15 protein-coding genes and 2 tRNA genes are annotated in these 19,313 nt (G+C 46.2%); 11 read left to right on the forward strand and 6 right to left on the reverse strand.

Features of this window, described 5'->3' with window-relative positions:
• Nucleotides 1-50 precede the first annotated feature (50 nt).
• On the forward strand, nucleotides 51-1,118 hold the full coding sequence (locus B2739_RS09720) for an NAD(P)/FAD-dependent oxidoreductase (RefSeq protein WP_331345666.1): 1,068 nt from the start codon (nucleotides 51-53) through the stop codon (nucleotides 1,116-1,118).
• Here B2739_RS09720 and B2739_RS09725 read toward each other — a convergent pair.
• Both B2739_RS09725 and B2739_RS09730 read right to left on the reverse strand, forming a co-directional pair.
• Nucleotides 1,066-4,713, reverse strand: coding sequence for a UvrD-helicase domain-containing protein (locus tag B2739_RS09725; RefSeq protein WP_331345667.1), 3,648 nt, complete (start codon nucleotides 4,711-4,713; stop codon nucleotides 1,066-1,068). The two genes, B2739_RS09720 and B2739_RS09725, sit on opposite strands and share 53 nt — an antisense overlap.
• Nucleotides 4,713-7,442 (reverse strand): PD-(D/E)XK nuclease family protein, encoded by a 2,730-nt coding sequence (locus tag B2739_RS09730; RefSeq protein ID WP_331345668.1) that lies wholly within the window; start codon nucleotides 7,440-7,442, stop codon nucleotides 4,713-4,715. Before B2739_RS09730 ends, B2739_RS09725 begins: the two co-directional genes overlap by 1 nt.
• A gap of 339 nt (nucleotides 7,443-7,781) precedes the next feature.
• Here B2739_RS09730 and B2739_RS09735 point away from each other — a divergent pair, with 339 nt between their 5' ends.
• The 5 genes from B2739_RS09735 to B2739_RS09755 all read left to right on the forward strand — a co-directional run bounded on the left by B2739_RS09735 (nucleotide 7,782) and on the right by B2739_RS09755 (nucleotide 11,770).
• Entirely contained in the window at nucleotides 7,782-9,197 is a 1,416-nt protein-coding gene (locus B2739_RS09735; protein WP_331345669.1) for an MFS transporter, read from the forward strand.
• A 232-nt stretch (nucleotides 9,198-9,429) separates the two neighbouring features.
• The gene (locus B2739_RS09740; protein WP_331345670.1) at nucleotides 9,430-9,942 is read left to right on the forward strand and encodes an HPP family protein; all 513 of its coding nucleotides are present in this window, start codon (nucleotides 9,430-9,432) and stop codon (nucleotides 9,940-9,942) included.
• Between the two features lie 302 nt (nucleotides 9,943-10,244).
• Nucleotides 10,245-10,646 carry a DUF4398 domain-containing protein gene (locus B2739_RS09745; RefSeq protein WP_331345671.1) on the forward strand — a complete coding sequence of 134 codons (402 nt, stop codon included), beginning with the start codon at nucleotides 10,245-10,247 and terminating at the stop codon, nucleotides 10,644-10,646.
• The gene (locus B2739_RS09750) at nucleotides 10,643-11,401 is read left to right on the forward strand and encodes an OmpA family protein (RefSeq protein WP_331345672.1); all 759 of its coding nucleotides are present in this window, start codon (nucleotides 10,643-10,645) and stop codon (nucleotides 11,399-11,401) included. The genes B2739_RS09745 and B2739_RS09750 overlap by 4 nt, the downstream gene beginning before the upstream one ends.
• A 57-nt stretch (nucleotides 11,402-11,458) precedes the next feature.
• Nucleotides 11,459-11,770 carry a BON domain-containing protein gene (locus tag B2739_RS09755; protein ID WP_331345673.1) on the forward strand — a complete coding sequence of 104 codons (312 nt, stop codon included), beginning with the start codon at nucleotides 11,459-11,461 and terminating at the stop codon, nucleotides 11,768-11,770.
• Nucleotides 11,771-11,945: 175 nt separating this feature from the next.
• Here the strand turns inward: B2739_RS09755 and murI are convergent, their stop codons facing one another.
• Entirely contained in the window at nucleotides 11,946-12,773 is an 828-nt protein-coding gene (gene murI / locus B2739_RS09760) for a glutamate racemase (RefSeq protein ID WP_331345674.1), read from the reverse strand.
• Between the two features lie 130 nt (nucleotides 12,774-12,903).
• On the opposite strand from murI, the gene rmuC reads away from it, so the two are divergent.
• Genes rmuC through B2739_RS09775 form a run of 3 tightly spaced genes read left to right on the forward strand, consistent with a single transcriptional unit; the run spans nucleotide 12,904 to nucleotide 15,465 of the window.
• Complete coding sequence (rmuC, locus tag B2739_RS09765) at nucleotides 12,904-14,436, forward strand: DNA recombination protein RmuC (RefSeq protein ID WP_331345675.1); 1,533 nt, start codon at nucleotides 12,904-12,906, stop codon at nucleotides 14,434-14,436.
• Nucleotides 14,437-14,472: 36 nt separating this feature from the next.
• On the forward strand, nucleotides 14,473-14,946 hold the full coding sequence (locus B2739_RS09770; protein ID WP_331345676.1) for a DUF2489 domain-containing protein: 474 nt from the start codon (nucleotides 14,473-14,475) through the stop codon (nucleotides 14,944-14,946).
• Nucleotides 14,947-15,465, forward strand: a complete 519-nt coding sequence (locus tag B2739_RS09775) for a GNAT family N-acetyltransferase (RefSeq protein ID WP_331345677.1) — start codon at nucleotides 14,947-14,949, stop codon at nucleotides 15,463-15,465.
• A gap of 36 nt (nucleotides 15,466-15,501) precedes the next feature.
• Here B2739_RS09775 and trmA read toward each other — a convergent pair whose 3' ends face one another.
• From trmA to B2739_RS09790, 3 genes are all read right to left on the reverse strand, one after another.
• Nucleotides 15,502-16,587 (reverse strand): tRNA (uridine(54)-C5)-methyltransferase TrmA, encoded by a 1,086-nt coding sequence (gene trmA / locus B2739_RS09780; RefSeq protein ID WP_331345678.1) that lies wholly within the window; start codon nucleotides 16,585-16,587, stop codon nucleotides 15,502-15,504.
• A 67-nt stretch (nucleotides 16,588-16,654) separates the two neighbouring features.
• Nucleotides 16,655-17,386, reverse strand: coding sequence for a hypothetical protein (locus tag B2739_RS09785; protein ID WP_331345679.1), 732 nt, complete (start codon nucleotides 17,384-17,386; stop codon nucleotides 16,655-16,657).
• A 22-nt stretch (nucleotides 17,387-17,408) separates the two neighbouring features.
• Entirely contained in the window at nucleotides 17,409-18,848 is a 1,440-nt protein-coding gene (locus B2739_RS09790; protein ID WP_331345680.1) for a two-component system sensor histidine kinase NtrB, read from the reverse strand.
• Between the two features lie 177 nt (nucleotides 18,849-19,025).
• Here B2739_RS09790 and B2739_RS09795 point away from each other — a divergent pair.
• Together B2739_RS09795 and B2739_RS09800 are read left to right on the forward strand one after the other, a co-directional pair.
• A tRNA-Val gene (locus B2739_RS09795) sits at nucleotides 19,026-19,101 on the forward strand.
• Nucleotides 19,102-19,164: 63 nt separating this feature from the next.
• Nucleotides 19,165-19,241 (forward strand) — tRNA-Asp (locus B2739_RS09800).
• Nucleotides 19,242-19,313 lie beyond the last annotated feature (72 nt).

The raw sequence follows: 19,313 nt of genomic DNA on the forward strand, positions 1-19,313 counted from the left end.
TTTTTTCAATCGAATAAAGCATTGAAATAGTCTTTCTCCAGGTGCTTGCTGTGAAACCCATTAATACATTTGATGTTGTTGTGATTGGTGCTGGTATGGCGGGCATCACCGCTGCTGCGCGTTTGCGCTCGGCTGGGTGGAGCGTGTGTGTATTGGAAAAATCCCATAATCCGGGTGGGCGCATGGCAACGCGCGATAAACCGGAAGGCTGTTGGGATCACGGCGCGCAATACTTTACCGCCAAGTCCGTTGAATTTCGTGCGCAGGTTCAGCAGTGGCTCGCTGAGGGTTCGGTCGCACAATGGAAATCACCCATAGCGGTGTGGGATGGTGAACAATTGAGTGCGAGCCGTTCACGCGAGCGGTTCATCGGAATGCCGCGCATGAAATCGCCGCTGCTGGATATGGCTGAAGGTTTGCACATTGTTTACAACGCATTGGTCACGCAGATTACTCATCGCACTGATGATTGGATTATTGAAGCGGCCAATTCTATATGGTGTGCGCATTGTGTCATTATTGCTTTGCCTGCACCTCAAACTCGCGCACTACTGCCCACCGGATCAGAAGCGCATTCGGTGGCAAACAGTGTGGAAATGGAACCGTGTCTTGCGTTGATGATGCAAGCCAGCAAACCGCTCGGCTTGCCGTTCGCGGCTGCATTTGTGAATGAGGGAATACTCGGGTGGATTGCACACAACAATCGAAAACCCGGCCGTGCAGCGGGAGAACATTATTTGTTGCATGCGACGGGAGAGTGGTCGCGCCAGCATCTTGATGCCTCACCCGAATGGGTGCAAAGCGCGATGCTCGCTGAATTTAATCGTTTGCTCGCACATTGGCTGCCGGGCAACAAAATTCCTGGCGTGTATCCGCGTTATTTCCATCGCTGGCGATTTGCAAAAGCGTCTTCAAGCGCGGCGCATCTCAAATCAGTATGGCCCGAACTGGGTTTGGCGCTCGCCGGTGATTGGTTGGGGGATGGGCGCATTGAAGCTGCTTATTGCTCCGGTCTGGCAGCGGCGAATGCGCTATTGAATGAGTCGGTGTCGGTTTCTGCATCGGTTACGGATACTCGACCAAATATCCGTACGACAGAAGATAAAGCGCCGTTTTAACAGGCAGATTTTCGGTGGCGGATAACAATTTTTTATATCCCTGCAGCTGGCTTTGGTAAGTTTTTTTCTGCTGTTCGATGAACTCATCCAGAGTGCAGCTGCTTTCTGCTTCACTGCTTTTGTAGTCCACAATCCAACGAACCCCGTTATCGACAAACGTTCGGTCAATAACGGATTCTTTTATATCCTGTTGTTTTTTTTGCATCAGCGATAACTCACACGCGCTCTGTTCATGGTCACTGTTCAACAACCAGCGGCCGGTGTCACTGGCTAAAATCCGGTAGATCGCCGCTGCTGTTTTCTGTAGGGCATTGTTGAGATTATCGCCATTCCAACCCAGTTGTTGTAACTGGATTTTCCAAAAAGGTTTTTGCTGGGCAATAAAAATATCAGCATCGATAGTGGTTTGGCTGGTCACCCATTTGTTTTCCACTATCGCCTGTAGCGCCGCATGGATAACAGTACCGGTGTGGCGCGCAAGGCGCGCGGCAGTGGTTTCAAATTCTGGCAGGTTGAGTGGATTGTCGGTCTCTACATCGTTAAGTAGTGTTGCATCGTTCAATAGTGTTGCATCAGAATGTTGCGTTTCACCCGGTGTTTGGCTGCTGGATGCTGCATATTCATGACCGCGATAATCACTTAATAAATCAACTGTTTGTAATTCCGGTAAGCGCCAGTCAGGTTGCAAACGCAATAAATGTTGTAAGCCAGGTTGCTCGGTGTGGACACGAGTGGTGTTAGCCGAATTAATGTTGCTGTTAATTAATTCCGCCTGCTCGCGCACGAATGGCCAGATACTATGCAGCAGTGAATTTTTAGCGGGCGCTTGTAGCACGTCTTCTTTGGTGTTGATACACGCGATTAAATGCAATTGTTTAATCGCGCGCGTGCAGCCTACGTACAGCAACCGTGTGGATTCAAACGCTTGTTGCTTTTCCTGCTCGCGGCGCATGAAAGTGTACAGCGCATCTTCTTCTTTTCCTGTTGGGGCGAGTGACCCTAGCAGTAATTGTTTTTCACCCTGATGATTAATGCGTTCTTGCCAGAGCAAAAGTTGCTTTTCATCTCTGCGTGCACTGCGATCTAACCCCGGAATAATCACCGTATCAAATTCAAGGCCTTTTGATTTATGGATGGTCATCACTTGCAAGCGCGCATCTGCATCCGCTTGCGGTGCTGCATATAAACGGTCGATTGCATTATTAAATGTTTGCCAGTCACCAATGCTTCCACCTTGCTCATGTTTATCCAGCAACGCAAAAAAACTTTGGATGTTGTCGCGGTCATTTTCATCCAATACCGTAGCGGGACCACCTAATGCCAGCCAACAACCTTCTACCCATTGTCGTAATGGTTTGCGATAACGATGGGCGAGCGTTTGCTGAAGCACAGGCACAACTCGCGCAAGAATACGCTGTGCATCGCTACTCATATTGTCAATGTGTTGGTAATGCTGCAATTGCGGCCACACCAGTGAGAACGCTCTTTCATTCAGGCGTGGATTGCGTTCACCTAAATCTGTGGTCACGAGGGTATGAAGGTCGTAATTATCCAAACCACACCAAGGTGCACGCAATAGCGATAGCCACGCGATGCGATCTGCAGGGTTGAGCAATGCACGTGTCAGTGATAACAAATCCATAATCACCATGCGGCTGGCGAGCCGGTCAATTTCAGTGGATTGATAACGCAAGCCCGCGGCGCTCAGTGCAGGTAAAATTTTCTGTAAGTGGGTGCGTGTGCGCACGAGTATCGCAATACTGCCGTCTGGGTTCTCGTGACGCGCCTGTTGAACCAGCTCAACTACTTTTGCGGCTTCTTGTTGTTGTGCATTAATGCGCGAGGGTACATCGTCATCGCTGCTTTCTTTGTTGTTGTCTCTATCGCTGTCTTTACCGCTGTCTTTATCAGTTGAATAAGTGCACGCGTAAAAATTGACGGCATTGCCAGCAATCGCTGGTTTAAATGCAACCGAAGGCGAATAGCTCACTGCACCGCGACTGATATCGTCTTGTGCGGGAAATGCGTGTTGGAAAATATCGTTTACCCAATTAACCACACCGGCTTGCGAGCGAAAGTTAACGCGCAAATCCAGAGCGGTTAAGGCAACTGAACCAATTCCTTGTTGGCGTGCATCCAAAAACAAACCGACGTTCGCATTGCGAAATCCGTAACAACTTTGCATGCCGTCGCCCACAATAAATAAGGTGCGGCCATCGCTGGTTTGCCAGCCATTGGTCAACTTACGTAAGAGTTCCAATTGCGGGCTTGCCGTATCCTGAAATTCATCCACCAAAATATGGCGGATGCGGTAATCCAATTGCAGCGCAAGATCACTGGGGGAATCGTCATCGCCCAGTGCAACCAATGCAGCTTGGCTGATGGCGGTATAGTCAGTTGCGCTGAGTTGTTTGAAGACCAGGGTGAGTTGCGCGGCAAGCACGGGCAAAATACTGGTAAGGCTGTCCAGTAATTGCCATTGGTCGGCAGCGTACTCCGGCGCGGGTAGCGAGCGTACTTCATGCAGTAATTGGTCTGCGCCGGGCGAGGTATCGCTAATTGCTGCGACTAATTCGCTAAAACGATTTTTTAAATCAGCATGTTCTTTTCCGGCAGGAAACCCTTCGGCTTTTGTTAAGCGCGCGCGATAAGTTCCACTGTTGGTCAACAATAAATCGGCAATTGCCAACCACTCCTGGACTGCTTCTGGTTCGGTAGCGGGTAAGCCATTGATGCCGAGTAATTCATGGATACGGTTTTTGCGTTCGCTTTCTTGTTGTAAGTGCGCTGCGGCGGCATCGGCAATGCTGCAAATTTCGCTGCTGTGCAATTGCAACAAAGTAGCAACCGATTCCAGATGTTCGCTGATCACCAGTTGCAACACATTTTCCAAATAAATGCGTGCATCTTCATGGCGAGCTTGCAACAGCACGCCAAGCCATTGCTCGCGTTTGGCGAGTAAGCTGATTAACAGATTTTCTACTGCGCCAAGGTTGTTATCCAAATGCCGCAGCAGGAGCATTAAATCATCACGCAAGGACGATTCTTGTTCGAGCAATGTAAATAATTCGCGCACCGCCAATCGATAGGCTTGGTTTGCATCTTCCAGTGTATCGGGTTGTGCGCCTATACCACTGGCGAGTGGTAATTGTTTGGTAATGGAGCGGCACAGGCTGTCAATGGTTTGCACCCGCAAACGCTGCGGGCTTTGCAATAAATTCCACTGCAATTCGCGGTCGCGCTGCAATACATCTTGTGCAAGTTGCCAGGTGCGGACTGCATGGGGATCTTGCGGCTGGGGTTGCTCTGCTGCTTGCCAAAGCGCGTGCATAATCCGGTCTTGCATTTCACCCGCTGCTTTGCGGGTAAAGGTGATAGCCAAAATTTCTTCCGGCTGCTCACAAGTGGCAAGCAGGGTGAGCACGCGCTGGGTAAGCAAACCGGTTTTACCGGAGCCTGCCGGTGCTGCGACTGCAAAAGACTGCTGTGGATTTAATGCATCAATCCGGACCTGCTGGTCAATTGGTTTATTTATTGGTTGATCTATTGGTTGTTTTGTCGATTGATTTATTACGTCAGTGGATGGGATGGACATTAATTCACTCCTCCATTTTTCAGGATAAACGCTTCCAATGCATCCCGTTCCTGCAAGCGATTCAGTGGTAATAGATCTTCCGCATATTGCGCAACCGTAGGGTTTTTCATATCAACGCGTGCATCACCGTGAATAAAATTATCGGCAAGTTGTTGCAGATCCTGTGTCCAGATTTCAATTTGTTCGTTCCAGCTGATTTTGCCGGGTTCTATTCCGTCATGTGCTATGTGCAACTCACCCGTGCCGGTCCACTTCATCGCCTTGGCATTAATTTGTGCAAATGAAATGGCTGCAATTTTATCGCTGGCAGTGACGGCATAGAGTGGAAGTTGTGGTTCGTCCATGCGTTCGCCTTGCCAGCTTTTAATACTGGGTTGTCCGGTTTTATAATCAATCAGCAGGTATTCACCGTTATGATCCAACTGATCGATACGATCAATGCGCAAGGTCAAAGGTAGGCTCGCAAAAGTGGTTTTCACTTCTTGTTCGATAGCAATTACGGTAAAGGCTGGGCGACATTTTTCTTGTTCAAGCCACTCGATTAACAAATGCGTCAGTCGTTCCTGTTCCAGTTGAGCGTAGGTTGTACCTATATTGGTTCCGCGTTTTTGTTTGATTTTGTCAATCGCAGTTTGGGTGTGCTGGTTGACCAAACTGTGCAGTGCAACATCATCCAGCCGTAATAAAGTGGACTGATTTTTTAATTCGCGCCAAATATCGGCAAGCGCCAGGTGTAATAAATCACCGCGTTCAATCGGTGAGAAACCAGCAACGGCATCATCAATACGTGCCGCGCCCAAACGCAAACGTGCAAACGCATGAAAAGGGCAGGCGGCTTGTTCTTTAAATACGCTGGCACCACCGCGAACCGGTTCTTGTACAGGATCAAAACGTGGAGCATTGGCCGTGTTGATTAATTGCAGCGATTGCTGCGCTGCAATGGTTTGGTGGTTGTGGCTGCTAATACTTTGCTCATTGTCGATTAATTGTGTAATTGGCGTGAGTGGCCATTGGCGGATTAACGCGCTGGGGCTTAGCTCGCTTTCATCATCGCTGTGTGCCGAGCTGAAAATGACTTGCGGTGCACATTGACGGTAATGCGCAGTGAGTGCGCGCGCAAATTCCAATTCGCGTTCAGCGCTGGCATGCGGCATTTTATGGGCGCGTTGTAAGTGGGTTGGCAGCAGTGGATTAGGCGCTGGCACAGGTGGCCATTGACGATGGTGTAAGCCCATGACCCAGCAGTGACTGAATTGCAAACCTGCGCCTTCCAGTGCGCCGAGAATTTGAATCGGCGAGTGCGGTGTTTGCGCCTGGAATGGCGTTTTGCTAGCAATGTTGCGCAATTGTTTTACCGCACCCATGTATGAAAATTGAATGCCAAGCGAATCCAATTGCAAAAAATTTTCCAGCACACTGCTCCATTGGCTTAGCTGTTGATGTTCCTGGCTGTCCAACCGGCGCGTGCCCGGCCAACCGAGCAATTGCAAATGCTGTTCAAAAAAATCAATCCAATATTGCGCTGTGTGAGTGCCGAACGTTTGGCGGCGATAATTTTCCAGTTGAATCAAACGTGCGCTCAAACTGTTGCTTGTTTCATCAATTACAAGGCGCGCTGATAATGTGGTGCACCAATAGCGCAGATCGCGCAGGCTGATGGTGAAATTGCCCTGTTTGCGTAATTCAGTCATCAAGTGGGCGCGCAATACCAGCTCTTGTTCGTAATCACCAAAAAAAGGCGAGAGTAATAGATTGCAGATGGCTTCCAGATCCCAATTGGGTTTATGCAGCTCAAGTAAATTCAACGTGGCGGCGATAACCGGTGTGGTTCCCAACGGCGTACCGGCCGAAAAGTTAAAGGGCAGTGTGTAGCGTGGTTGTTCGGGAAGCGCTGCCAAAGGTTCAAATACTTCTACAAAAATCCGTTCTACTTGTGCACGGCACTGCCCCAGATTGGGCACGATAATGCCAATCATCGCTTCCGGGTTTTGTGCTAACTGGTTTTTGCTCCACAGTGCTGCGCTGCGAATTTCCTGTTCTGTGTTATTCACTTCTGTGCGTTGCAAAACGTGATTGCCACTGCTGTGGGTGTGTTCGTTTGTTACATTGTTGAGGTGATGGCAAGCATGATTGATTAAATCCTGATGTAGTGGCGGAATATCATCAAATCCAATTAGATGGATAATCGGTTCAGGTGAAAGATGTTGTTGTGTAAATGCATCTACCAACAGAGCTATTGCATGTTCCTGTGTGATGAAGCCTTGCGCAGTGAGGCGTGCACGAAACTCTCCCAACCACGTCAGCCAGCATTGGCTATTGCTCAGGGTATTTAACAACGGCTCTGCGTTGCGCACATCGTCTTCGGTTAATTGCCATAACTCCAGATTGCGCAAGGCGCTATCGGCTGCTTGCGCCAAAGGCTCAGCTTGCAGTAACGCAGCAGCGAGGGATGATTCACCAATAATTCTTTCCCACAGGCTTTGGCGTTGCAGATTATTAATGATCGGTTTTGCGCAAGGCTCATAAGCGCGCCGCTGCAACAGACTCCAATTCAAATCAATCCACTGGCTGAGCGAATAAATACGCGGGTTGCTCCAAACGCTGTCATGTAGTTGTTGTCCGTACGCGCGCAACATGTGGTTGCGTAAACGGTTGTTGGCGGTGATGAGCAACTCACCGTTTTGGATAGCAGACAGGTAGGGAGTAATATTGAAATAGGTATCAACCATAATGTTTTTCTGCGTTTTAAGGTGAGGGGCGATTATGGCACTGGTATCCGTTATGCAACAGGTTTTTGGTTATAAGCGTGCATAAGTGGTCGGTTATAAGTGGTTGTTGGATAAAGACTTTACACTTCTTGCGGCTTGTTTGGGTGTTGGAAACATGCTACTTTTTCAACCCATAAAAAGCGATATATTAGAATTTCATCTGTACGGAAGCAGATAATCCCCCCGGCACATCAGGTCAATACAAACAGGTGAGTGTTTCTGGCACACATGATTTCTTAGCGTTATTGTCATGTACAGCTATGATTCCCTTTGTATCCATAACTATAAGCAAGTGACCTTATGAACCAGCAAATCCCCAGCCAGCAATCTGTTGGCAACTATCGTTGGACTATTTGTGGCCTGTTATTTTTTGCCACCACTGTCAACTACCTTGACCGCCAAGTATTAAGTCTGTTGTCCCCTGAGCTGATGGAGCTCTATAAATGGAACAACAATGACTACGGCAATATCACTGCGCTCTTCACCTTCGTCTATGCGATCTCGATGATTTTCGCTGGGCGCTTTATCGATAAATTCGGTACCAAGAACGGCTATATCATCGCTATCGCCATCTGGTCGTTCGGTGCTGCAATCCACGCATTTGCCTATGAAATGGGTGCCGGTTTTTACACCATGTTGAGCTGGGTTGGCTTTGCGGATATTGATCAAACCAATGGAACGGTTAATGGCACCGCCATGATTACGGTTTATTCCGTCGCTGGCTTTATGATCGCCCGTGCTGTGCTTGCGTTTGGTGAGGCGGGCAACTTCCCGGCAGCAATTAAGGCAACTGCCGAGTACTTCCCTAAAAAAGAACGTTCGTTTGCCACCGGCATTTTTAATTCCGGCGCTAATGTCGGCGCAATTCTGGCTCCACTGACAGTACCTGTTATTGGTGTGATGTGGGGTTGGCAATGGGCATTTATCGCGGTGGGGATTATCGGTTTTGCGTGGATTGGGTTTTGGTGGGTGTGGTACGACAAACCCAGCGAACAAAAGCGCCTGAGCGAGGCCGAGCGCGCCTATATCAATTCCGATGTTGAAGCCGTTGAAGCCGTTGAGGAAGAAGTAAAAACCTCCTGGTTTACCTTGCTCAGTTACAAACAAACCTGGGCATTTGCATTTGGCAAGTTCATGACCGATGGTGTGTGGTGGTTCTTCCTCTTCTGGTTGCCTATTTACCTGAGTGCGCAACACGGTATGGAAAAAACGGAAATTGCTCTGCCAATCGCATTGATTTATACCCTGACGATGTTTGGCAGCATTGGTGGTGGTGCCTTCCCCGGTTATTTCATCAAGAAAGGGATGGATGCATTTAATGCACGCCGCACGGCAATGTTTGTGATTGCATTATTCCCATTGGTCGTACTACTGGCGCAGCCGTTAGGGCATATTTCAGTGTGGATTCCCATCCTGCTGATTGCGATAGGCGCATCGGCGCATCAAGCTTGGTCGGCTAATATTTTCACCACTGTGTCGGATATGTTCCCCAAGAAAGCAGTGGGTTCAGTAGTCGGGATTGGTGGCTTTGCCGGTGGTATGGGTGGAGTATTGCTCAATAAACTCGGTGGCGGTTTGTTTGACCACTTTGAAAAGGTAGGCAATATTACGATGGGTTACACCATTATGTTTGCCATTTGCGCAACTGCGTACCTCATCGCCTGGTTTGTTATGCGCATGTTGGTGCCCAAGTACAAGCCAATTACTGACTTGTAATTTCATCACTCCACCTGTTTGTTGCTTGAAAACCGCCGTCAGTTAACTGACGGCGGTTTTTTATTGCTGCTTGTATCAGTGTGGATGTTGTTATCGCTTGTTCCTTAATATCAAAAAAGTATAAAAAACAGTCAAAATTTAACGCACTTATTGCCCCGGGAAACCATGCAACGTTAATAATGAAAACGCATTTCCTGTTTGAATGAAGATAAGCCTGCATGAGGAGTCTGCTATGTCTGCAACTAATAACAATAGTGCTACGGCCAAGACGATTATGAGCAAAACGCTGTTGAGTGCTTATGAAGGCTGGACAATCCAGCGTCTCGCCGAGTTTTTTATCAAGCATGCTATTTCAGGTGCGCCTGTTATTGCATCGGACCATGAGTTGGTGGGTGTGGTGACTGTTTCTGACATTTTTAAATTCAGCAATATGGAAGAGAGTCGCCGCCGTGAAGCATTGCGCAACTACTATCGCGAAAGTTGTGAAATAGATCTGGATGAAACAAGTTTGCGTGAGTGGAGTGGCCGTGCGGAACAAAATTGCACTGTGCATCAAATCATGCAAAAAGAAATCATCACAGTGGAGCAAGCGGCTAGCGTCAGTGAAGTTGCTGCGGTGATGGTGCGAAACAATATCCATCGCGTAGTAGTAACTGAGTACAAAATCGCTGTAGGCGTAATTACCAGTATGGATATCTTGCGCCATTTGCAGCAAGACGGGCCTGGGCTTCGCTTGGCTGGCTAATGATTAAATCGATTGGTTATTTGTACGTCTATTTGATAAGTGCATCACAAAAAAATTAAATCCCCGGAATGTTTATTTCGGGGATTTTTTTTGGCCATGCACTTTTATTGTAAGAGTTACATTATTGAAAATGCCTCATCCAATGAACTTTATTCCAGTATTTGAAAAATTTTTATTTTTCTTTGTTTAATTTGCATTTTTTTCATGCATGTAAATCACATTGCCTCGCTCAAAGCCCTCTGAACTCCTGAAAATACCGGTGGTCAATTTTATGAGCACGTTAACTTTCGAGGAGAAAAACCATGAATAAATTATCTGCTCAGTGGAATAAAAAAATTATTCCATCGTTAATCGTATGTATGGTTTGTGGGATATTTGCGGGTTGTGCCTCCACCCCGAAAGCACCAACAGGGGCATTGCAGGCCGCTGAATTGGCAATAGCTAAAGCGGAGCAAGATCGCGTGGCGGATTATGCATCGCCAGAGTTGAGTGAGGCGCGTGAAAAATTGACAGCGGCACGTGTTGCTGTTGCAGAAAAGGAAATGGTGCGCGCAGCGCGTTTGGCTGAACAAGCTCGCGCCGATGCAGAACTGGCTTCAGCGAAAACACAGTCTGCGAAAGCGCAAGAAGTAAATGCAGAGTTGGATAAAAATGCCGATATTCTGCAGCGCGAACTGCAGCGCAATTCAGGAGGTGCATTATGAAACCTGTAATGAAATTCACATCGCTGGCAACATTGATTTTTTCTGTTTCTTTATTAGTTGCGTGTGCTAGCCCCAAGGCACCAGATGCAGCTGCGCAGGTACGTGCGAATTTGACGCAATTGCAGACTGATCCCCAACTGGCAACACTTGCACCAGTGGAAATTAAAATTGCAGAAGATGCGGTGCGTTTGGCTGAGGAACCGCGCGATGATAAAGCACTGGCAGCACATTTTGTGTATTTGGCTGAGCGTAAAGTAGAAACCGCAAGCTCTTTGGCTGAGGCACGTTTTTATGAAGAGCAGCGGCAAGGTCTGAGCGAACAAATAACGGCTGCGCAATTGGAGGCTCGCACCAAAGAAACCGAGGCGTTACGCCGTCAAATCGCGGAGCTAAACGCAAAGCAAACTGATCGCGGTTTGGTTGTTACATTAGGAGATGTATTGTTTGAAATTGGTAGATCGGATCTGAAGCCCAGTGCACATGCCAATTTAAACAAGCTGACCAAGTTTCTTGAACAGCAACCTGATCGTTCGGTAGTAATAGAAGGTCACACCGATAACATGGGGAGCGATAGTTACAATCAAACACTTTCACAAAATCGCGCTGATTCAGTGAAAGCCTTTTTGATTGAACAAGGTGTAGCGGCTAACCGGATTACTGCAATAGGAAAAGGTGAAAGCGCACCGGTCGCGAGTAATGATTCATCCTCTGGTCGTCAATTAAATCGGCGTGTCGAAATAGTGATTGCGAATTAATACAGTGTTGTGCAAGACGTTTAACGTAATACTAAATCGGTAAATAAGGAGCTTTTTATGAAATCTATTCATTATTATGTGTCTGCTATTATCATGACGTTTGTTTTGGCTATCACTGGATGCGCGTCTACATCCAAAGAAAAAAGCACGGGTGAGTATCTTGATGATGCTGTGATCACAACCAAAGTGAAAGCGGCATTTGTTGAAGATGATCAACTTAAAGCAACCGAAATTCAGGTTGAAACCTACAAAGGGGTTGTTCAGTTGAGTGGGTTTGTTGAAGATCGCTCCCATATTGGAAAAGCAGAGCGGGTGACACGTGAGGTAAAAGGGGTGAAGTCAGTGAAAAATGATATTCGTGTGAAATGACAAATGGTTGATTTCGCCTGCGGTGACTTATAAGGATTTTGGATAAGGATTAAATAAGGACATTTGATGAGAGGGATTTCTTTAATGGAGTGATTATGTAAGTACTTGGAGTAAAAATAAAAAAGCTGTCATGCAAGTGACAGCTTTTTTATTTTTTAATCTGAGGAAGCTGGTTTTATTCAATATTAATGAATTCAGCTGTGTGTATACCAAAAGTGTGTAGCGCGGGAATCAGGCGTTCAGCTTCCGCTGTTTTTTTTGTGAAAACAGCGGTGTGTCCCGTCTTGTTGCGTACATCTCCCATTCTTCCTTCCAATAAATATTCCACTCGGCGTGCGATTGCTTCCCCTGAATCGATCAGTTGTATCGCTGCAGGTAAACAGGCCGCCAGTTCTGCTTTGAGTAAAGGGAAGTGCGTACAAGCCAACACCAACACATCCATTTGTGCCGCTTGTTCATGTTGCATCAATTGGGCGGTGATGTGAGCAATCGATTGATCATCAATTGTTTCACCGCGTAACTTTTGCTCTGCAATTTGCACCAACTCGCTGGTGCCGAGTGAAATAACATCGCATTGCGGAGCGTACTCGCGGATAAGTTCATAGGTGTAGGGGCGTGCGACGGTAGCAGGTGTTGCCAGAAGGCCTATCACCCCGGTCTTGCTTAATTTTGCTGCCGGTTTAATGGCGGGTACTACACCGACAATGGGCAGGCTCAAGCGGCTACGTAAATGCGGCAGGGTGAGGGTGCTGGCGGTATTGCAGGCAATGATCAGAATATCCACGGGATATTCCTGCAATAACCGGTTCATTACCATATCGACCCTGGCAATAAGTTCTGCTTCACCTTTGGTGCCGTAGGGAAAAAAGCCGTTATCTGAGGCGTATACCAGTGAAAGCGAGGGTAAGCGCTGCAGGATTTCCCGAGCCACGCTCAGGCCGCCAACACCAGAGTCGAACACCAAAATACGCGGGCTGTTATTTGTTTGAGTGGCGTTACTCATCGGGCGGCTCATAGTAGATAACGATAGGGCAATTCAATCGCCTGCAAGTGGGCAACTATTGCTAAAATGGCCGCGATTTTAACGGCCATTGCCGATAAAGCCTAGCGGCGTTTTGCATCTGGAGTTTTCTGTGAGTCCATCCTTGGTTGTGTTTTTGGCTGGTTTATCTGGCCTGATAATAGGTGCATTGTTTGTGTACTGGTTGTTTGGCCGCCGTCTGGATCAAGCGGTCATTGCTAGAACCTACGAATTGGAATCGGCGCAGCAACAATTACTGCACACTAATGCCCTGCGGGAGGCCAGCTTGCAGCAAGAGCTCGACCTTTCAAAACAGCAGCTAGTAGAGCTTAAGGCCCAGCTGCATCAGCAGCAACATTTACAGCAGGAGTTACAGCAATCGCTGGGTGATGCCCGTCAAGAAGCAGCGGGATTACGTGAGAAGACTCGCTATTTTGAGCAAGTGCAACAACAGTCATTGCATAAAGATGAGCAGCTGACGCTACTTGAGAAAACGGCTACAGAATTGCAAACCCGTTTGGATCAGGAGCGCAAACACTTTGCAGAACAATTGGCATTGCTGCAAAACGCCAAGGCTGATTTGGTGAAGGAGTTTGAAAACCTTGCTAACAAAATTTTTGAAAGCAAACAGCAGCAGTTTAGTGCTAATAGTAAAACCTTATTAGATTCCACCCTGGATCCACTTAAGCTGCAGTTAGTCGAGTTCCGCAAAAAAGTAGAAGATGTTTATGAAAAGGAAAATGCCGAACGCAACCGTTTGGCCGGACAAGTGCTGGAGTTACAAAAACAAGCGCAGAAAATTGGCCAAGATGCCGTCAATCTTGCGCAAGCTTTAAAGGGCAATACCAAGGCACAAGGCAATTGGGGTGAAGTGGTGCTTGAGCGATTGCTGGAAGAATCCGGATTACAAAAAGGTCGCGAATACGACACTCAAGTGAACTTTACCAATGCTGACGGTAGCCGTTTGATGCCGGATGTGATCGTACATCTGCCTGAAAATAAAGACATTGTTATCGATGCCAAATGTTCACTGCTCGATTATGAAAAATATTGCAGCAGCGATGATGAAACAGAGCGTAAACAACATTTGTCTGCACATATCAATTCACTACGAAATCACATTAAAAATTTAAGTATTAAAGATTACGAAAAAATTGACGGCATTAAAGCCCTGGATTTTGTATTTGTTTTTATTCCGATAGAGGCGGCATTTATGACTGCACTCCAGCATGAACCAGCATTGTATCGGGAGGCGTATGATCGCCATATCATTCTTGTCAGTCCTACCACATTGTTGGCAACCTTGCGTACGGTAGAAAATATATGGCGCTATGAAAAGCAAAATAAAAATGCCGAGCGGATTGCTAAAGAAGCTGGCGCATTACATGACCAATTTGTATTGCTATTGGAGTCGTTGGATGATGTCGGGAATGCTATCAATAAAAGCCAGGCCGCTTATACAAAAGCGCGTGAGCGGTTGCAATCCGGACGCGGGAATTTGGTTAAAAGGGTTGATGATATTCGTCGGTTAGGTGCGAAAACCAAAAAAACAATTGCAGGTCACTTGTTGGAAGATGCCGGCGTTTCTAGCGATGAACTGTTGTTAGATGAATTTTCTGAACAAAAAAATGATGATGCTAGCTAAACGCATAAATTTCACATTTACATTATGAGATAGACTATGAATTGGTTGTTATTTTTTATCGTAATAGGGGCTTTGGTTATCATCGTATTGGCTGCTATAGCGTCACGTTTGGTATATAAGGTTTATCTGCAGAAAAAAGTGCGCGACGAAAAATTAAAAGTACTGGAGCTGGCCAATCAGCAAGCACAACGTGAGCAACGCGAGTGGCTCAACAAAAGCATACAGATTCTTGCGCAAGCATTGCACAACGACGAGTTGACCTTGACGGAAGCCAGTATTCGTATATCCGGTTTATTGGATGCGCTGGATGTCCATGTCTCTACAAAAGAAGAGTTTTCCGCGTTTTATCAATTGCGTGAAAAAACCAGTCACATACCTTATTTGGAAGCATGGCAGAATCTGTCTAAAACTGAACAAAATAAATTTGATGTGGAACGTTTGCATCATGAAGAGGCTTTTCATGATTTTGTGAAAGATGCAGCGAGGCGCATACAAGGTAGAGGTTTTTAAATGGCTGATGGCTTTTTATGTCGCGCTATGCGCGCTTGCGATATTGAAGATGTCATTCGCATCCAAGCAGAAGCTTACCGTGATGAAATAATTGAAAGTGTCGAAGTAATACAAACACGCTTTGCGCAAACACCAGATACATCCTGGGTTGTGGAAAGCACAGAGGGAAATGTGCGTGGCTATTTAGTGGGCTATTATTCGCACTTGGGAGAAGTAACCCCATGGGGACAAAATTTTTCCCATAAGCCTTCTGCCGATACGCTTTATTTGCACGATTTGGCGATTAGTAAGTCTGCTGCAGGATATGGACTGGGGCAACTATTAGTTACCCATGCGCTACAAGAGGCAAGTGCTCGCGCCTTGGTGAGCGCGGCGCTCGTTTCTGTACAGAACTCAAAAGTGTTTTGGGAAAAACTGGGTTTTAATGAGTATACGGATTTACCAACAATCCAGCAGCAACGTCTGGCTTCTTATTCTGGCCCTGCTTTTTACATGTCCCGCCGTCTTGCAGAAATATAAAAATACCGGGGCGGGTGCAGCGCCCGGCATTTTATGTTATCCCTTTTTTTTCAGGATAACCCCGCATTCAGCATGATGTGTATAGGGAAACTGATCAAACAACGCAAATGCTGTGATTTGATGTGTTTGGGTGATTGTTTGTAAATTTTCACGCAGTGTTTCGGGGTTGCATGAAATATAAATAATGTTGTCGAAACGCTGCGTAATGCTGGTGGTATGTGGATCAAGGCCTGCGCGTGGTGGATCAACAAAAATGGTCGAAAAGTGATAGTCGGCCAATTTGACGTGTCGCAGGCGATTAAACTCACGAACACCATCCATTGCTTGTGAAAACTCTTCACTGGACATGCGCGCGATCTGAATATTGTTAATCTTGTTTGCTTGGATATTGAATTGGGCAGAATCCACAGATGATTTCGCAACTTCAGTTGCAAGTACTTTGGAAAAGTTTTGTGATAGCGGTAAAGTGAAATTACCATTACCGCAGTAAAGCTCTAATAAATCGCCACCAAAATCTTTACTGTTCTCTACCGCCCATGCCAACATTTTTTCACAAACACCGGCGTTGGGCTGAGTGAAGCTGGCTTCTACTTGTTGATAGATAAATTCGCGCCCTAATACCTGCATACGCTCAATCACATAATCGCGTTCAATCAGTAATTTTTGTTTGCGGCTGCGACCAATAATATCGGCTCCTACTTGTTGTTTAAGTTGGAGTGCGCGTTGACTCCATTCCGGAGTTAATTCTTTGTGGTAAATCAATGTAATTAACGACTCTCCACTTTGCGCGGTCAAGAATTCAACCTGATAAAGTTTGTGACGCAACAATTCATCGTTATTGATTTCATGGAGCAATTGGCTCATCAATTGATTAATTAACAGGGAGCCAACAGGGAATTCGGTTATGGCATAAGGCTGCTTGTCTGCATCGAACATAACAAACTCCGAGCGGTCTTGTTTGTGCCATACGCGAAACTCGGCGCGCATACGATAGTACTTTTCAGAAGAACTAAAAACCTCAACAGGCGGGTGTGCAAACCCGGCAAAGTCTCGTTGAATTTGAGCAAGTTTTTCGTTGAGTTGATGCTGGTAGCTGGCAGGGGAGAAATCGTTTGGGGTCATAATGGCTCATTAAAAGCTTGCTTGTTAAACAAGGCGGGCTGTAGCTGGTACAGCCCTTGAGCGGACATTATAACTTCTTCGTCTCGCATTTGCCCCATTCACACGTAAGAACGGAGGTTGCATTTTCTCCACAGAACGTCGCATAGACTTCATGTGGCCATTGGTTGGTGATACTCAGTGTATACGCAGCCGGACAAGTCTTTTCATGAGCATTTGCAATACTATAAAAGGTTGCACCTTGGGATGAACCCTGAAATCCAGCTGCCAATGTAGGAACATCGGCGATTTTGTAATCTGCAGGTAAATGTTTTAGCAGCTCAGCTTTATATGGTGCAATTTCAGGTTTATTAGCCAAGGGCAATGCTTTTCCGCTAATTTGTGCAAGTCTGAATTGACAAATTTTTTGTTTATTGATTGGGCTGCGTTGTGGAAGTGCTAACTCATTGGTCGCACGGGTACGGGCGTCTAGTACTAAACGAATTGCTGCTGGTGCAACGGTTGTATTATTGTATTTAAACGATTCTTTGTTATGCAGTTGACTATAAAATGCATCTGCTGCTGCCACGAGTTTTGCATTTTCATTCAGCCAATTCTGCTGGGTATCTATTGCATCAACTTCTATATCCCCACCAAGTGTTCCACAAGTTGTAAATAAATTAGAAAAATAAACGGCTTCGCTAAGGGTATTGGTGGCGGCTCGCGCTAAAGAGTCTTCATCCAGCATGGGTGGTTGTGCGGCACAACCTGTTAATAAAACAATGCCAAATATTAACTGTAGTAGGTATTTCTTGTGTGTCATTGTGGCTCCTGCTGGACAAAAGTTATGCCTGTTGCAACGGCAGTCTAATAATAAAGTTACAGCCTTTTCCTGGCGCTGTTTTTACATCGATCGTCCCATTATGGCGTTCGGTAATAATGAAATAAGAAACAGATAACCCCAAGCCTGTTCCTGAGCCTACTTCTTTCGTTGTAAAAAATGGCTCGAAGATATGCTTGCGCACAGTATCGGTCATGCCGGGCCCATTATCTTGAACCTCGATCACAAGATGTTGTTCTTGTGCGTATGTTTTAATCCAAACACTGGGGTTTTCCTCGCCACTACCGGAAAGGGCTTGTTTAGCATTTCGCAGTAAATTTAGCAGGACCTGCTGTAGTTCTGGAGCAGATGCATGTACCAGAGGAAGTGGCGAAGAAAACTCTGTAAAAATGTTTACTTTATAACCGCTGCCAGAATAATTACTTTGGCTCAAATTAATAGTTTGCTCGATGAGATGTTGTATTTCTACCAAGCTGGTTTTTCGTTGGGAATTATGCGAAAACTCTAGCATGTTTCGCACAATAGTTGCTGATCGTTCCCCGGCTTCGCGTATAGAGTCGAGCATTTTTGGTATTTCACGAGTTTGTAAGTAGGTATGTACTTGCTGGAAATCCAGATTCAATTGATTGGCGTGTGTATGATTAGTGGAAAAATTAATATTTGTCCGTCGGGAAATATTTTGTACGTTTTGTAAAATAACACTGAGTGGATTATTAATTTCGTGAGCAATTCCTGCTGCTACTTCACCAAGCGAATACATTTTTTCATTTTGGATCATTAAATTTTCAATAGTCACTTTCATGGTGACATCGTCTACACGAATAACAGCGCCTTGCTGTGTGCTGGAAATTAATGGATAAATAGTGATTTCAAAATAGCATTTTTTTTCGTCATCACTTTGTGTGTGTTGAGCAGAGTGGGGCTCGCCATTGCGGATTGAGTGTTTAATTGCATCAATTGTAATGGGGAATAAGGGTAGCAAATCAGTGATTTTTTTTCCGAGCGCCTCGTTAGAGAAAATTTCAAATGTATTTTCGGCTGCTGCATTCCAGTGCGTGACCTCGCCTTGAGCGGTAACGCCAATAATAATTGACGGCATAGAGTTGATCATGCTCTGTAAATACAGCTTGGTTTCTCGTAACTGTCGCCCTGTTTGCTCATGACGGGCAACTTCGTCCACCAGCAAATTATTGGTCGTGTGCAAACTTTCTGTGCGTTCAAGAATTTTGTCTTCCAATACTTTTTGTGACTCTTTTAGGGCTTTGCGCGCGCGCTTATTGCTCAACCGGCTGCGTTGCAAGCCGATAATCAAGAGCGTTTGTAAGATCAACAGAAAAACCACCAGGGCTCCCATCCAGGGAATGGAATCATTATTCTGTAGGTGGGTGATTAGGTTTGGGGGCGTCATAAAAAATAATTGGATCCATAGGAGTCGCTTTGCCAAAGTATATAGCCCTAAACAGGGGTTCGAACGGCCTGTGAAAGTTAATTTGCGTGTGGATGCTGTATTTTTGCTCGTGGCTGCCTAATTCTTGGTCTGACTCTTAAAAGTTTTGAGTGAAATGCCAAAAAACGTTTGACAGAAAAGTCAGATTCGATAGAATGCGCACCTCTCAACGAGGGGCGGTTAGCTCAGTTGGTAGAGCAATGCCCTTACAAGGCATGGGTCACAAGTTCGAGTCTTGTACCGCCCACCACATTTTGTGCTCCCTGAACAAGAGCCTAAGCAGAATAGTTGGTGTATCGTTAGTGAGTTTTGCGGACCGGTAGTTCAGTCGGTTAGAATGCCGGCCTGTCACGCCGGAGGTCGCGGGTTCGAGTCCCGTCCGGTCCGCCACTATTCTAAAAGCCCGCCATGTGCGGGCTTTTTTATTGCCTCAGTACTTCTCGATGCCTCTTTATTCGAGGC

Source organism: Cellvibrio sp. UBA7661 (assembly GCA_002483365.1).
GTDB lineage: Bacteria > Pseudomonadota > Gammaproteobacteria > Pseudomonadales > Cellvibrionaceae > Cellvibrio.